The 13,144-nt window shown below is 69.2% G+C and carries 15 protein-coding genes; 8 read left to right on the plus strand and 7 right to left on the minus strand.

What is annotated here, in order from left to right; genetic code table 11:
• Positions 1-171: 171 nt before the first annotated feature.
• A complete protein-coding gene (locus OU416_RS10680) occupies positions 172-1,812 on the minus strand; it encodes a BCCT family transporter (protein ID WP_408642284.1) in 1,641 nt (546 codons plus the stop codon).
• A gap of 431 nt (positions 1,813-2,243) precedes the next feature.
• Here OU416_RS10680 and OU416_RS10685 point away from each other — a divergent pair, with 431 nt between their 5' ends.
• The 3 genes from OU416_RS10685 to OU416_RS10695 all read left to right on the plus strand — a co-directional run bounded on the left by OU416_RS10685 (position 2,244) and on the right by OU416_RS10695 (position 4,006).
• Entirely contained in the window at positions 2,244-2,684 is a 441-nt protein-coding gene (locus OU416_RS10685; RefSeq protein ID WP_270926734.1) for a hypothetical protein, read from the plus strand.
• Positions 2,685-2,753: 69 nt separating this feature from the next.
• Complete coding sequence (locus tag OU416_RS10690) at positions 2,754-3,479, plus strand: YcnI family copper-binding membrane protein (protein ID WP_270926735.1); 726 nt, start codon at positions 2,754-2,756, stop codon at positions 3,477-3,479.
• Positions 3,476-4,006 (plus strand): copper resistance CopC family protein, encoded by a 531-nt coding sequence (locus OU416_RS10695; RefSeq protein ID WP_270926736.1) that lies wholly within the window; start codon positions 3,476-3,478, stop codon positions 4,004-4,006. Before OU416_RS10690 ends, OU416_RS10695 begins: the two co-directional genes overlap by 4 nt.
• Positions 4,007-4,077: 71 nt before the next feature.
• On the opposite strand, the gene OU416_RS10700 is transcribed toward OU416_RS10695, so the two are convergent.
• Complete coding sequence (locus OU416_RS10700; protein WP_270926737.1) at positions 4,078-4,278, minus strand: DUF397 domain-containing protein; 201 nt, start codon at positions 4,276-4,278, stop codon at positions 4,078-4,080.
• Positions 4,275-5,132, minus strand: coding sequence for a helix-turn-helix domain-containing protein (locus OU416_RS10705; protein WP_270926738.1), 858 nt, complete (start codon positions 5,130-5,132; stop codon positions 4,275-4,277). The genes OU416_RS10700 and OU416_RS10705 overlap by 4 nt, the downstream gene beginning before the upstream one ends.
• 134 nt (positions 5,133-5,266) lie before the next feature.
• Here OU416_RS10705 and OU416_RS10710 point away from each other — a divergent pair, with 134 nt between their 5' ends.
• The 3 genes from OU416_RS10710 to OU416_RS10720 are packed head-to-tail and all read left to right on the plus strand — an operon-like array spanning position 5,267 to position 6,017.
• Positions 5,267-5,524, plus strand: a complete 258-nt coding sequence (locus OU416_RS10710) for a zinc finger protein (RefSeq protein ID WP_270926739.1) — start codon at positions 5,267-5,269, stop codon at positions 5,522-5,524.
• Positions 5,521-5,733, plus strand: coding sequence for a hypothetical protein (locus OU416_RS10715; protein WP_270926740.1), 213 nt, complete (start codon positions 5,521-5,523; stop codon positions 5,731-5,733). Before OU416_RS10710 ends, OU416_RS10715 begins: the two co-directional genes overlap by 4 nt.
• Positions 5,730-6,017 (plus strand): hypothetical protein, encoded by a 288-nt coding sequence (locus tag OU416_RS10720; RefSeq protein ID WP_270926741.1) that lies wholly within the window; start codon positions 5,730-5,732, stop codon positions 6,015-6,017. The genes OU416_RS10715 and OU416_RS10720 overlap by 4 nt, the downstream gene beginning before the upstream one ends.
• A 257-nt stretch (positions 6,018-6,274) precedes the next feature.
• Here OU416_RS10720 and OU416_RS10725 read toward each other — a convergent pair whose 3' ends face one another.
• The 4 genes from OU416_RS10725 to OU416_RS10740 all read right to left on the minus strand — a co-directional run bounded on the left by OU416_RS10725 (position 6,275) and on the right by OU416_RS10740 (position 11,883).
• Positions 6,275-8,839: a hypothetical protein gene (locus OU416_RS10725; RefSeq protein WP_270926742.1), complete on the minus strand. Its 2,565-nt coding sequence runs from the start codon at positions 8,837-8,839 to the stop codon at positions 6,275-6,277.
• Between the two features lie 343 nt (positions 8,840-9,182).
• Complete coding sequence (locus tag OU416_RS10730; protein WP_270926743.1) at positions 9,183-9,488, minus strand: hypothetical protein; 306 nt, start codon at positions 9,486-9,488, stop codon at positions 9,183-9,185.
• A gap of 146 nt (positions 9,489-9,634) precedes the next feature.
• The gene (locus OU416_RS10735; RefSeq protein ID WP_270927169.1) at positions 9,635-10,537 is read right to left on the minus strand and encodes a phosphotransferase enzyme family protein; all 903 of its coding nucleotides are present in this window, start codon (positions 10,535-10,537) and stop codon (positions 9,635-9,637) included.
• A 38-nt stretch (positions 10,538-10,575) separates the two neighbouring features.
• A complete protein-coding gene (locus OU416_RS10740; protein WP_211841220.1) occupies positions 10,576-11,883 on the minus strand; it encodes a helix-turn-helix domain-containing protein in 1,308 nt (435 codons plus the stop codon).
• Positions 11,884-12,165: 282 nt separating this feature from the next.
• On the opposite strand from OU416_RS10740, the gene OU416_RS10745 reads away from it, so the two are divergent.
• Complete coding sequence (locus tag OU416_RS10745) at positions 12,166-12,417, plus strand: hypothetical protein (RefSeq protein WP_270926744.1); 252 nt, start codon at positions 12,166-12,168, stop codon at positions 12,415-12,417.
• 13 nt (positions 12,418-12,430) lie between these two features.
• Entirely contained in the window at positions 12,431-12,769 is a 339-nt protein-coding gene (locus OU416_RS10750; protein ID WP_270926745.1) for a hypothetical protein, read from the plus strand.
• Positions 12,770-13,144 lie beyond the last annotated feature (375 nt).

Raw genomic sequence — 13,144 nt, forward strand, 5'->3', positions numbered from 1 at the left:
AGTCGGTCGCACCCGGCCGGCTCCGGGGTCACCGGGGAACCCGGAGCCGATCACACGCGACCCGTGCACTTTCGACACCCGCGAAATGCGACAAAAGCCGCAGGGGTGAAAAAGCTGCGCGCCCGGCCGCCGCAGCAGCCGGGCGCGCAACGCTTCGGCCAGGAGGACTCGCTACTTCTTCTCCCCGGCCTGGGTCTCAGCGGTCTCCGCGTCCTCGTCGACAGGCGTGGTGACCAGCTGGAACTCGCCTTCGTGCTCCTCGGTACCAGCGATCACGGCCTGCTCCAGAACCTCCGCGCCCTTGGCGTCGCGGAGGGTCATCGGGTCGCTGCGCAGGTCCTTGAGCAGGGCCACGCACATCAGCACCATGACGATCGCGAACGGCAGCGCACCGATGAAGGTCAGGTTCTGGATGCCGTCCAGCGCCTTCTCGGCGTCACCACCGGCGGAGCCGATGACCAGCATGATCGCGGCGACCGCACCGGTGGCGGCACCCCAGAAGATGACCACCCAGCGGCTCGGCTCGATGGAACCGCGCTGCGACAGGGTGCCCATCACCACGGACGCGGCGTCGGCACCGGAGACGAAGAAGATCGCCACCAGGACCATCACCAGCACCGAGGTGATCAGCGTCAGCGGCAAGTGGTCCAGCACCGCGAAGGTCTGCGCCTCGGCGCTGCCGTCGCCGTACACGCCGTTGCCCGCCTTCTGGCTGTCGATCGCGGCACCGCCGAAGATCGCGAACCAGACCAGGCTGACCACGCTGGGCACGAGCAGCACGCCGCCGACGAACTGGCGGATGGTGCGACCGCGGCTGATCCGCGCGATGAACATGCCGACGAACGGCGTCCACGAGATCCACCAGGCCCAGTAGAAGACGGTCCAGCCCGCCAGCCACTCCTGCATCTCCGCGCCACCGGTGGCACCGGCCCGCGAGGCCATCTCGCCGAACTCGCTCATGTAGGAGCCGAGCGCAGTGGGCAGCAGGTCCAGGATGAACACCGTCGGGCCGACCACGAACACGAACAGCGCCAGCAGCGCGGCAAGCACCATGTTGATGTTCGACAGCCACTGGATGCCCTTGGCCACGCCGGACACCGCGGAGGCGATGAAGCACACCGTCAGCACGACGATGATCAGCACCAGGATCGTGGACGAGGCGCCCTCGATCCAGCCCGCGGCCTTCATGCCCGCGCTGATCTGCAGGGTTCCGATGCCCAGCGAGGCGGCGGAACCGAACAGGGTGGCGAACAGCGCGAGGATGTCGATCAGCTTGCCGATCGGGCCCTCGGCGTTGCGCTTGCCGATCAGCGGGCGGAACACGCCGCTGATCAGCTGGCTGCGGCCGCGGCGGAAGCTGCTGTAGGCGATCGCCAGGCCCGCCACCGCGTAGATCGCCCACGGGTGCAGCGTCCAGTGGAACAGCGAAGTCGCCATCGAGGTCTCGATGGCCGCCTCGCTCTCCCCCGGGACGGTGCCCGGCGGCGGCGAGACGAAGTGCCCCAGCGGCTCGCTAACGCCGAAGAACATCAGACCGATGCCCATACCGGCGCTGAACATCATGGCGATCCAGGACACCGTCCTGAATTCCGGCTTCTCGCCGTCCTGGCCGAGCGGGATCCGGCCGTACTTGCTGAAGGCCAGAAAAAGGGCAAAGATGACGAAACCGGTCGCTGCGAGCACGAAGCCCCAGCCGGTGTTCAAGATCAGCCAGTCGAGCGCGGCCTTCGACGCGACGCTCAGCGAGTCGGTGCCAACCGACCCCCAGACCACCACCGCGAACATGATCGCCGCGGCGACGCCGAACACGATCCAGTCGGTTCGCGGTTTGCCCAGGAATTCGGTGTTCGCAGACAGTTCAGTTGTATGGCTCCCCTTGGCGGAGTCACCACTTCGTTCTGTTGTCGACACAGGTTCCGGCGTCGATTTGCGGCGACGCCCCCTCCTCTCCGTCGTCAGTCACGACGATCCGATTCAGCACCTCACGCATTGGGCGCAGCTGCACTCGGACCGCCTGCAACCCGTTAAACCGTGACCCAATCGGGTGAACAAGGCAAGCTCGCCCGCGGTCAGCGTGGCCGAACCGACACCTAGACTGGGCTCTCGTGGCAGCCGGTCTCGCACCTACGCAGGGCGCACTACGCGTCCTGCGCGGCGCTGCCCTGGCCACCACATCGGCGTCACTGTCCGTAGCCGCTCACGCGGCTGCGGGCGGGTCATTACCCGATCTGGGTTCGACCGTTGTGATCACCGTCCTCCTGGCCGGCGCCGGTGTGGCACTCGCTGATCGCAAGCGCGGGTCGTGGGGCATTCTAGGGGCACTCGGCGTCAGCCAGCTGTCACTTCACGTATTTCTCCAGCTCGTGGCGTCCCACCAGGACGGACCGGATGCCATCGGCATGCCGTTCTCGCCCCTGGCGATGACCCTCGGTCACCTCGGCGCCGTCCTGGTGACCGGACTGCTGATGGCCCGGGCGGAGCGTGCACTCTTCGTAGTCGCACGCCTGCTCCGTTCGATTCTGCCGAGGCGCCCGCGGTCGCTACCCGCAGTGACCGAACCGCCCACGGTGTGCGTCCCGGCGATCACGGTGCGTCCCCTGGCGCACCTGCTCTACCAACGCATCCACGCCCGTCGCGGGCCCCCGGAATCTCCTGCCCAAGATCAGGTGGAATTCGCCGCCTGATCGTTGTCGATCTGTCATTTTTCCGATCATCGGCTCGATGACCGATATTCCAGGAGATTCCAAGTAAACATGTCGACAAAACGATTCGCGGTCCGATCCGCGGCCCTGACGGCTGCCTGCGGGATCACCGCGCTGCTCGGCGCTGCTCCCGCGTTCGCCCACGTCAGCGCGCAGCCGGGTGAGGCGGCCAAGGGCGGCCACGCCAAGGTCGCCTTCCGGGTGCCGAACGAGCGGCCGAACGCCTCGACCGTGCAGATCAAGGTCACCTTCCCCGAGGACCAGCCGCTGAGCTCGGTGCGCACCAAGCCGATGCCGGGCTGGACCGCGCAGGTCGAGCGGGTCCAGATCGCCCCGGTCCAGGTGGCAGGCTCCGAGGTCAGGGAAGCGGTGCGCAGCATCACGTGGACCGCGCAGCCGGGCAACCGGATCGGGCCGAACGAGTTCAACGAGTTCGAGGCCACCCTCGGTGCGCTCCCGGACAACGTGGACTCCTTCGCCATGCCCACCACCCAGACCTACGACAACGGCGAGGTCGTGAACTGGGACCAGCCCACGCCGCCGAACGGCGAGGAGCCGGAGCACCCGGCACCGACGCTCAAGCTGGTCGAGGACGCCGAAGGCGGCCACTCGCACGGCGGTGCGGAGGAGCAGCCAGCGGCGGCCGGAGCCGGTGACGACACGGCCCGCTGGCTCGGCGGCGCCGGACTGCTCGTCGGCGCGCTGGGTGTCGGCATCGGGGCCGGGGCCCTGGCCCGCAGCCGCAACGCCGCACCGACCGGGAAGGACGAGTCGTGAAGCGAATGATCGCAGTCGCAGCGCTGGCCGTGGCCGCGCTGCTCGGCGGCGCGGGCACCGCGCTCGCGCACAACGTGCTGGTCAGCAGCGACCCGGCGGACGGCGCGAAGCTGTCGGCCGGACCGAGCGAGATCCGGCTGACGTTCGACCAGCCGGTCCGCTCCGGTGAGGGCTACAACACGGTGAACGTGGTCGGCCCCGACGGGACGTACTGGACCGACGGCGAGGTCCGCGTCGAGGGCAACTCGGTGACCGCCCCGGTCCGCGAGCTCGGCCCGGCGGGCACCTACACGGTCGGCTACCGGATCCTGTCCAACGACGGCCACCCCGTCCCGGGCAAGGTCACCTTCGAGCTGACCCAGGCGGGCAACGGCACGCCGGCCGAGCCGCCGCAGAACGCGGACCAGCCTGCCGAGCAGGCGGGCGAGTCCGGCGGGATGCCGATCTGGCCCTGGATCGTCGGCGCGGTGGTCCTGGTGGGCCTCGGCCTGGTCCTGGCCCTCCGCCTCGGCAAGCCGAAGGCCTGATCACCAGATCAGTTGAAGAGTGAAGGGCACCTTTCGCCAAGTAAGCGGGCGAAAGGTGCCCTTCACCTCGTTCAGCCGTCGAACCTGCCGGACTTGAGCGCGGTGATGAACGCCGACCACTGGGGTGTCGTCGTCGTGAAGTGACCGGCGGCGCGGTTCTTCGTGTCGCGGACAGCGGCTCCGCCGTCGACGCGGCCGACCTCGACGCAGTTGGTCTCCTGGTTGCTCCGACTCGACTTCCGCCAGCCGACCGGGGCCTGCGATAACGTCATTTGGGCGTCTCCTCCTGGTTGATGACGCTGGCGATCAACTCGGCGGTGTCCTCCGGGCTCATCGCCGCCTGCTCGACAGCTTCCCGTGCAGAGACAAACGCTTTCACATCTGCCTCGTCCCTGAGAAATGCCGATGACCTGTGGTGCTCCAGATGCACCACAGGCGCAGCTTTGGCGAACTCCAGGAGGACGAAAGGCCCGACATGCGCGGGTGTCCATCCTGCCGAACGCGGAACGACCCGGATCTCAACGTTGTCCCGCTCGCCCATCTCCAAGAGGAACTGAAGTTGGTCGATCATCACGTAGCGGCCGCCGATCGACTGGTGCAACGCGGATTCCAGCATGTAGGCCGCGAATCGAACCGAGCCGCGTTTGCGGATGATCAGGTCACGGCGGCCGAGCCGCATCATCACCCGCTTGTCCGTCTCCGCGTTGGGCATCCCGGTGCTCATGATCGCCCGCGCGTAGTCAGCGGTTTGCAGCAATCCAGGAACGACGATCGGCGATACATCGGTCATCGCGATGGCCATCCGCTCGAACTCCAGCAGCGCGGCCAGCTGATCTGCTTCGCCGGTGCTGCCGACCGACACCGTGTTCGGTGGTTCTGAGGCTGCTTCTCTGGTCAGCCTCATCAGGCGTTCCCGGGTTGTGCCGTTGATGCCGAGCACTGCGCAGAGGGCCGATACCGATTCCGTCGACGGGACTCGCTGGCCCAGCTCCCAGCGCACCACGACGGAATGGGACACGTCGAGCTTCGTCGCGAGCTCGCGGAGCCCGAATCCGGCGGTGGTTCGTGCATCCCGGAGTTCTGCTCCGAGGACGTAAGCACGCGGCGCAAGAGTGGTCTCGGTCATGCACCAGACATTAGCCACTCTGACGTGCACTGTCGTCAATCGATCAGGCGATTGTCGGCCATAAATCAGACCGAAATTATTGGTCTCGCAGAAATCGAGACCACAGGACCACGTAGGTCGCAGGAGGGTGAGCAATGCCGAATGTTCCGCCCGGACGCGAGAAGAAGTACCGCCCGCACCCGTTCAGCTGGGTTCCCGCCGAGGGTCAGCGGCACGCCAGCAGCGACCAGCGTCCCGCCGGAGGTTGGCCCGACGATACCGAGGTCACGACCTTGTGCAGCCAGCAGGTTCGTGCCGCGACCGGTGATCTGGCCTGGCTCTGGCCGACGTGCGCCGCCTGCAACACCGAAGCGCGCAAACTCGCCGGTTTCCCCGCAGCAGGCCTGCGATGACCAGCCGCCACATCCGGATCGCCCGGCTGGCGCGGACAGCGGTGCTGATGCTCGGCTACGCGGCCGACGACATCGAACGCGGCTTCTGGAGCGACGCCGAACTGCACAAGCTCGCCGACGGACTCGACACGCTGGTCACCGCTCTGCGCGGCAATGACCAAGGCGCCCAAGGACTTCTCGTCATCAACGTGGAAAGGCTCGACACATGACCATCCCGATGATCACCGCAACCATCGCCGCTGTTCTGGTCGCTTTCTTCGTTGTCCACCGGGCTTATTGCTACCGGCTTCAGCACGCCGGGGGTGGGGATGGGGCGCTGACCGTTCGGTATCTGATCGAGCGGGTCGAGGCCGAGACCAGTGGTGGTCGGCATTGTTTGCGCGAGCCCGACTCCGGTGGGCGTGGTTCTCCTGACGAGGATGCGCCGACGAGCGAGTTCCGGCGGAATTCCCAGGTGTTGCAGCGGGTTCACGCTGGGCTTCAGCGGCTTTAGACCCGGTCCCGGCTGTTCTGCCCCCGACCAGGCAGCCGGGACCGCCCTTCTCGCAAGGCAATCCGCGCTTTCGCGACGCGGATCCATGGCGCGGGCGGGAGTTCCCCTCCCTGCTCCTGCTCGCAGCGGTGCCCCGCGGTCCTCCCCCGGCCGCGGGGCGCTGCGCTTCCCGGCTCGTTTCTGCTGGTCAAGTGCCGTGAGTGGTTTGGGGTGTTATAGCGCCCCAAAACACTCACGGGAGCTTGGACGACTGAACCTCACTTGGGGCGGAGGCGAGTGCCCGAGAGGAGGCGCTCGGTCGGGCGGCCTGCGGGGGTCAGCAGGTCTGGGGGGACCATCAGCCAGGGTTGGCGTAGGCCTCGGCGGGTTGGGGTTGCTGGGGCGTAGAGGGGGCGGAAGCCCTGGTCCACCAGGGATATCGCGTAGTCGACCGTTACCTGTTGGTGCTGGTTCAGGGCAGCTGTGCCGTGCCACGGCATCACGCCTGAGCCGCCGATGGGGACGAAGCGGAGCCTGCCCGGGGTCGGGCGGATGGACAGGCTCATGCGGACGCCGTCCTGCCAGAGGACCTGGTAGTCGAGGTCGGCGTCCACGTGCTTGTTCGCCAGGTAGGTGGTGGTCTCGCGCCAGGCCGAGACCAGCAGGTCGGCGCGGGCGCTGCGGACCTCGGCCGGGGTCGAGCGGTCGGTCAGGTCGAAGGGGTCCGCGTAGATCCGCTGCGACCAGGCGAGCGGATCACCGCCGTGGCACGGGATGTCCACCGCGTGCAGGACCGACCGGAACAGCTCGGCGAACCTCGGTTGGCCGGGGGCCGACGGGTCGCGGATGGCCGCTTCGGCCAGCACCGCTCGCGGATTCCGGAGGACGTCCAGGCCCGCGAAGGCCGCTTCGTACTTCTCGCGGTGCGCGAGCAGGAGTTCCGGGCGCTGGGTGCGGTCGCCGCAGGCCGGGTGCGCGTCGGCCGCGTCGTCGAAGTCCTCGACCGACACCAGCTCCGCCGCGCCGGCCGCGGCCACCTGCCGGGCGAATTCGTCCTGGTAGGCCGCGCACCGGCCCGGTTCGCGGAACCGGAAGTGGCTGGCGTCGGTGAGCGCCCGGACGCGGACCCCGGGCGGGTGCACCTGCCGGACCGCCGCGTCCAGCTGCCGCAGCCGGACCAGCATCGCCAGCTCCGCCAGGTCGGGCAACCCGCCGAGCGCTTTGAGCCGGGAGCCGTCCTGTTTCAGCGACGGCCCCACCACGACGAACCTGATCGGCTCGCCCGCCTCGACCGGGCCGCGCAGATCCCGCTCCGCCGCCGCGAGCGGATAAGCCGACCTCGACGCGCCGAACGGCTTCGCGGTGATCACCTGCCACACCGCCCGGATCCGGTCGGCACCCGCGGCGATCGCCGAACCCAGCTTCCGGCCGCTGGTGACGGCTGCCGCCACCAGCGAATCGACGATCCGCGACTGCTCCGCACCGGTCAGCTCCGCGCCGTGGCCCCAGATCGTCGGGCGGCTGCTCAGCTCGCCGACCCGCAACCCGCTCAGCGAGGTCACGTGCGACAGCTGCGCCTCGCGGGCGTGACCGCGGCCGAGCGGGACCGGGTGCGGCAGCGACTCGAAGGTCTCGATGCCGTCGCCGGATTCGTCCGAGGTGAAGCCCGGCAGGCGGACCGGGATCACCAGGGCATCGGGGAACGCGGTGCGCAGCGCGGCCCGGTTGGCCGCCGAGTCGTCGAACGCCGCGATGAGCTCGTAGCCGTGGAATTCCCGCAGCGCGGCCACCTTCTGCTCGGCGACGGGTCCGTCGCCGGAGGTGCGCAGGTCGAGGTGCCCGAGCCCGCAGCCGGTCAGGAACTCCGCCGTCGCCGCGCGCACCCGGTGCCTGCGGCCGGTCAGCCAGACCACCCGCGCGCCCGCCTGCTCCAGGTCGCGGACGTACCGCTTGATGCCCGGAGCGAGGGTGTCGGTCAGCAGCGCTTCGCCGTGCCACGCGATGTTCCGGCGGTACTCGGCGTGCAGCGCGTCCCCGAGCCGCACACCGTTGCGCGCCAGGAACGGCTGCCAACCGGCCGGGTAGAGGCCCGGCAGCACAGCGGGATCGGCGAACTCGGCGATCCCGTGCGCCGCACCCACCTGCCGCAACGCCTCGCGGACCCGCCGCAGCGGCTGGACCGCGCAGAAGTCCAGGTCCACCGCCACCAGCGGACGCGGCAGCCCGCTCTCGCGGCGGCACCGCGCGCTGCGCTCGCGGACCGCCCGGAGCACCTGGTGCAGCACCTCGTGCTGGCCCGCTCCGACGACGTGCACGAACTCGCGCCACGGGTGGTCACCGGCCAGCAGCGCCGCGGTTTCCGCCGACAGGTTCCGCAATTCCTGCGAGACGACCTCGTCGAACGCACCGCGGATCCGCTCCTGCTCGTCACCGGTGACCAGCACGCCGGCCGCCGCCAGCTCGGTCAGCCTGCCGTCCAGCGCGGCGATCGCCGCGGGCACCTCCGCGGCCGGGCGGACGCCCTCGAGCACGATCCGGCCGGTGGCCGACGACTCCGGCCCGAGTTCCACGCCCACCTCGCCCGCGGGCAGCACGCCCCTGGCCAGCAGGCCGCGGAAGGTGATCAGCAGCGGCCGCACGACGAACTCGGCGAGGTGGTCCCGCGCCGTCCAGTCTCCCGGCCGGCCGGCCACCAGCCGCTTCAACGCCAGCACGTCTCCTGGGAAGTCACTGCACACCAGATCACCCAGGGCGAGCCAGTCCTGCTGGGCGGGTGCGCAGTACAACCTCAGCAGCGCGTCGTCGGCCAGCGCGCTCCGCAACCCCGCGCGGAATTCCGGCATTTCTTCCGGACTGCACAAAATCATCTCCCATCAAGGATTTTTCCGACCCCGGCGAGCGAATTCGCCGGGATGCGACGAGAATTCGGCTGCGGTGCGCAGATCTCGGAAAGCAGTGGTGCTCATCACCGTTTCCGAGCACGACGCACCGCGGACCGTCCGAACGAACGGCGGGCACGGCAGATCGCCGCGATCGAGCCGGAAAACCGGCTCCTACCGGGGAAAACGCGCACTTCAGCCCGACCGAACTGCGCGCTGCGATGGGTGAGGCACCGGGAAAAACCGCTGGTCGGAGGCGCGATTCGCCGAATCGTCAACGATGACGCGCCGAGCGCCGAGCGGTCATTCAGCGTCGGTGAGTTGCACCGACGCCCAGACCACCCGGTTCCTCCAGGCGGAGCAGCGCAGCGCGACCGCGCCGCTCCAGCTCCCGGCGGGTGATCCAGCCCTTCGCGTAGTGGCGGTAGTTCTGGGCGAGCAGCACCATTTCCGCGAGGTGGTCGGCGTGCCGTCGCCGGAGCTCCGCTGGCAGCAGCGGCAGCGAGGCGACCTGGGAGTCCACCACGTCGTCGAGCACCCGGGCGGAGCGCAACGCGCGCGCCCGGCGCCAGCGCGGGGACAAGGCCCCCAGCAAGAACTCCGCGACCATCATCGACAACCCACCCAGTTGCAACACCCTGACGGATCAGTTCCCTCGTATGGTTTACCCCTTCGGGTCAACGTCGTCACCAAGAATGACCAAAAGAGCACGGCAAGTGGTCTCAAGATCGCCCGTTCGGGTGTAGGGCTGTCCGGCGATCAGCTGTACGGGGCCCACTGCGCGGCGAGGTCGCCGTCGCGCATCGTGCGCAGCCGCCGGTGCAGCTGCTCGCGGAGCCCAGGATTGCTGCGCACGATCGGCAGCACGCCGGTCGTGATCTTCAGCTCGCGCAGCTCCCGCAGCACCGGGAAGCCTTCCCACCCGGTGATGTCGAAGCCGTACGCGGCGGCCAGGTCCTCGTACCAGGACGGCGGGTGGCCCATCCGCAGCCTGCCGACCGCCAGCGGCGTCAGGTCCCACTCCGGCGGCCCGACGCACAACGAGTCCAGGTCGCACAGCAGCGGGCCGTCCGGACCGCCGATCACGTTGCCCAGGTGCGCGTCCGCGTGGATCACGCACTGCGGCAGCGGGAACCGCAGCTCGCCCAACCGCTCCTCGACGTGGTCGCAGCGCTGCTCCAGGAAGTACCGGTCCGCCGGGTCGATGTCCACCGCGTCGGTCAACCGGCGCCGGATGTCGGCCATCGGCTGCCAGTCCAGGAACGTCGGCGACAGCGGCTTCGAGTGCATCAGCCGCAGCAGCGCACCCAGGTCCGCCCCGTCCGGCACCGGTCCCATCTCCGGCACGTACCGCCACAGCGTCGCCAGATGCTCCCCCACCTGGACCGGCTGCTCGAAACCGGGCAGCAACCGCACCGCGGGCACGCCGTGCACCGCCAGCCAGCGCGCGGCGTCGACGGCGTTGAAAGCTCGGTAACCGAACGACGGGGAGAGCACCACGCGGACGATGACGGGATCGTCGCGGAGCAGGAACACCCCGTTGTTGATGAATCGGATCAGCCGCGCACCCCGCGGATCCAGTCCGACGGAGGCGCAGATCTCGGCCAGCGCCAAGCCCAGTTCAGGCGGGACTCGCTGGCCCTGTTCGACGTATGTCTGCATGCTCATGGTGTTCGCACCGGCGCATCGATCCGGGCAGCTCACGCCTGCCGGAACTGCCGGACCTCTTCGAACAGGTCGCGGGCGTCGGAATTGGCCCGGTGCTTGGCGGCTTCCAGCTCCAGCGGCTTGAGCCGGTCGGAGACGCGGGCGGACTTGACCCGTTCGCCGTGCTGCAGCGCGCGGCGCCCGACCTTGATGCCCTCCTGGACGTCACCGGCCCGGAAGTGGTTGGTGGCCTGCAGGCTGAGCCCGAAGACGTGGGTGCGCTGCATGTCCGCGCCGTAGGCCTCGTTGCACTTGATGGTCTCGGCGACGGCGATCGACGCGTGCTTGCGCGGGTCGAACACGGCCAGCGCGTCGTGCGCGGAGCCGATCATGCCGTGCAGGTCGTTCTCGTTGAAGAACCGCACCCAGTCCGGCGCCTCGCTGGCCTGCGCCCGCGCGAACTCGTCCTTCGTGCGGCCCACCATCTTCTGCACCTGGTCGGGCCGGTTCAGCATCCCGTAGGCCCAGGCCTCGTTCGCGCACAGCACCGCGACGGTCAGCGCAGATCCGGACTCCTGCGCGGCGATCTGGCCCAGCTGGAACAGCTTCAGCGCCTCGTTGGGCTCCTGGTGGTGCAGGTAGACCCGGCCCATCCGGTACAGCACGCTGGCCAGCAGCCCGTGGTCATCGGCCTGCTTGGCGAACTCCAGCGCCTTGCCGAAGTGGCCGCGCGCCGGGTCGAGCAGCCCGACGTCGAACGAGGTCCACCCGGCCAGGCTGTGCATGTCCGCCAGCGCCACGAACAGCTGCTTGCGCACCAGGTCGGTGGAGGTCGAGTCGAGCAGCTGCTGCGCCCAGGAGAGCTGGGCCACCACGGCGTCGCGGCAGGTGCCGCCGCCGTAGCGGTAGTCGAGATCGCGCAGGGCCTTGGTGGCGGCCTGGATCTGCTGCACGTCGGTCATGCCGATCCGGGCCGGCGCCGGTGTCTGCGCGTTCGCCGGGAGCCAGCTGGTGGCCTCCCCGAACACGGCAGCGCCCATGGTCACCTGGGCGGCGTGGGACAAGAACTTCCGACGCTTCACCGATTCGTCCTCCTCAGCTTCGAGGGCGTTGGTCGCGCTAGCGACCCGCATCGCGGTCGCCCCGTCGTAAGCGAGGCCCATGTAGCCCCGCGGGATACCCAGCCCGTCGGCGATCCTGGCCAGCACGTCGTAAGCCATGACCTGCCGACCCTTGAGGATCTCGGACACCTCGGATTGCGACTGGCCCGTGGAGGCCGCGATCTGGCGCTGCGAGACACCGCGTCGGCGCAGTTGCTTGTAGATCTCGCTGACGTCCCGCCGGGCCAGGGCGTCCCGCATCTCCCGATCGTTCCAAACGTCGGGTGTAACGGGAGAGCCGCTAGAACCGATGATGTTCATTTAGACCCCCTGACGCTCTGCACGGGCGTTGGTCGCAGGGTAAGGGCACTGCGGCAGCCCGGTGAAGCCCGCTTCGGTAGAGGTGATCGGTTGCGCTGAAGTCCGCCGACCGCTCGTCGTCGCCATCGGCCCGGTCACCGCCCGACGACTAGGCGAACCTGGCCGACTGGGACCAATCTAGTCACCAGCAAGCAACCGAGCACGGACGGGACGGGAAGCGAAGTGGACGAGCAGGTGCGGGAATCCGGGATCGGCCAGACGGCCGAGTCCGCTCCGGCAGCTGCCGACCGCCGGCGTTGGTGGCAGGTGGACTGCCGCGATCTGTCGAACGCGCACCGGAACCTGGCCGTGCTGGTCGACCGGGATGAGGTCGAGCTCGTCGGACCGCCCGGCCACGCCGCAGTGCTCTCCGCACTGGGCGTGCGCCAGTTGTCAACAGCGTTGCGGGATGCCGCGACGCAGGCGAGAAAGTGACGGTGACGTTCCTGTGGACGAGATCCTGGGTCAGGTGCTGCGAAACGCGGTGCGCGAGCGGCTCGACATGCTGAGCGAGCTCGCGGACCGGGCGGACGCCACCTCCCTGCTCTCCGTAGCGCGTTCCGAACTGCCCCGGCTCACCGAGGGGTGGCGAACGCTGCTCACCGCGCACGAAGCCGACGAGAAGGGCAACTGCCCGGAGTGCTCCAGCCGCTGGCGCCCGCAGAAAGCACCGTGCTCGGTGTGGCGCTCGGCGTACGAGCACCTGGTGGTGGGCGCTCTGGCTCCCCGTCCCGCTCGGCACCAGCGACCGGCGCACGCTCTGCGCCCGGTGGCGCCGGTGCCGTAAAGCCGGCGGACTCGGTCCCGGACAGCAACACCTCCTCCCCGACCCCGGGCAAGACCGAGCAACCGCCAGGTGACGGCCGATGGGCGACTGGTCGCGTTTCCCCGACCTCGGCCAGCGCGCATCGGCCGTCACCGCGAAAAACTCCACAGCGAGAAGAACTTCCGCGGGCTGGTGCTGACGCACTCCCCTCCCCCCGACCGGTACTGGTCCGCGGACTCCAACCGCTTCGGAACCCGTTTCCCCGGACGGCTCCGAAGTGAGGATGGAAAGGCCCTGGCAGCTCGATTCCCCGACCGAGCCGCCAGGGCTCTTTCCTTTTCCCGGACGGGAAGACCCAGCGGTTCAGCGCGACGAACCGCAGCACCGTGCCGATCC

Origin of the sequence: Saccharopolyspora indica (assembly GCF_027853965.1) — a bacterium.
GTDB classification, from domain to species: domain Bacteria; phylum Actinomycetota; class Actinomycetes; order Mycobacteriales; family Pseudonocardiaceae; genus Saccharopolyspora; species Saccharopolyspora indica.

Coding starts and splice junctions, on each gene's coding strand:
- OU416_RS10690 (WP_270926735.1), top strand. CDS start 2,754: ATGTCGACAAAACGATTCGCGGTCCGATCCGCGGCCCTGACGGCTGCC.
- OU416_RS10700 (WP_270926737.1), bottom strand. CDS start 4,278: ATGACGTTATCGCAGGCCCCGGTCGGCTGGCGGAAGTCGAGTCGGAGC.
- OU416_RS10705 (WP_270926738.1), bottom strand. CDS start 5,132: ATGACCGAGACCACTCTTGCGCCGCGTGCTTACGTCCTCGGAGCAGAA.
- OU416_RS10710 (WP_270926739.1), top strand. CDS start 5,267: ATGCCGAATGTTCCGCCCGGACGCGAGAAGAAGTACCGCCCGCACCCG.
- OU416_RS10715 (WP_270926740.1), top strand. CDS start 5,521: ATGACCAGCCGCCACATCCGGATCGCCCGGCTGGCGCGGACAGCGGTG.
- OU416_RS10720 (WP_270926741.1), top strand. CDS start 5,730: ATGACCATCCCGATGATCACCGCAACCATCGCCGCTGTTCTGGTCGCT.
- OU416_RS10725 (WP_270926742.1), bottom strand. CDS start 8,839: ATGCCGGAATTCCGCGCGGGGTTGCGGAGCGCGCTGGCCGACGACGCG.
- OU416_RS10730 (WP_270926743.1), bottom strand. CDS start 9,488: ATGATGGTCGCGGAGTTCTTGCTGGGGGCCTTGTCCCCGCGCTGGCGC.
- OU416_RS10735 (WP_270927169.1), bottom strand. CDS start 10,537: ATGCAGACATACGTCGAACAGGGCCAGCGAGTCCCGCCTGAACTGGGC.
- OU416_RS10740 (WP_211841220.1), bottom strand. CDS start 11,883: ATGCGGGACGCCCTGGCCCGGCGGGACGTCAGCGAGATCTACAAGCAA.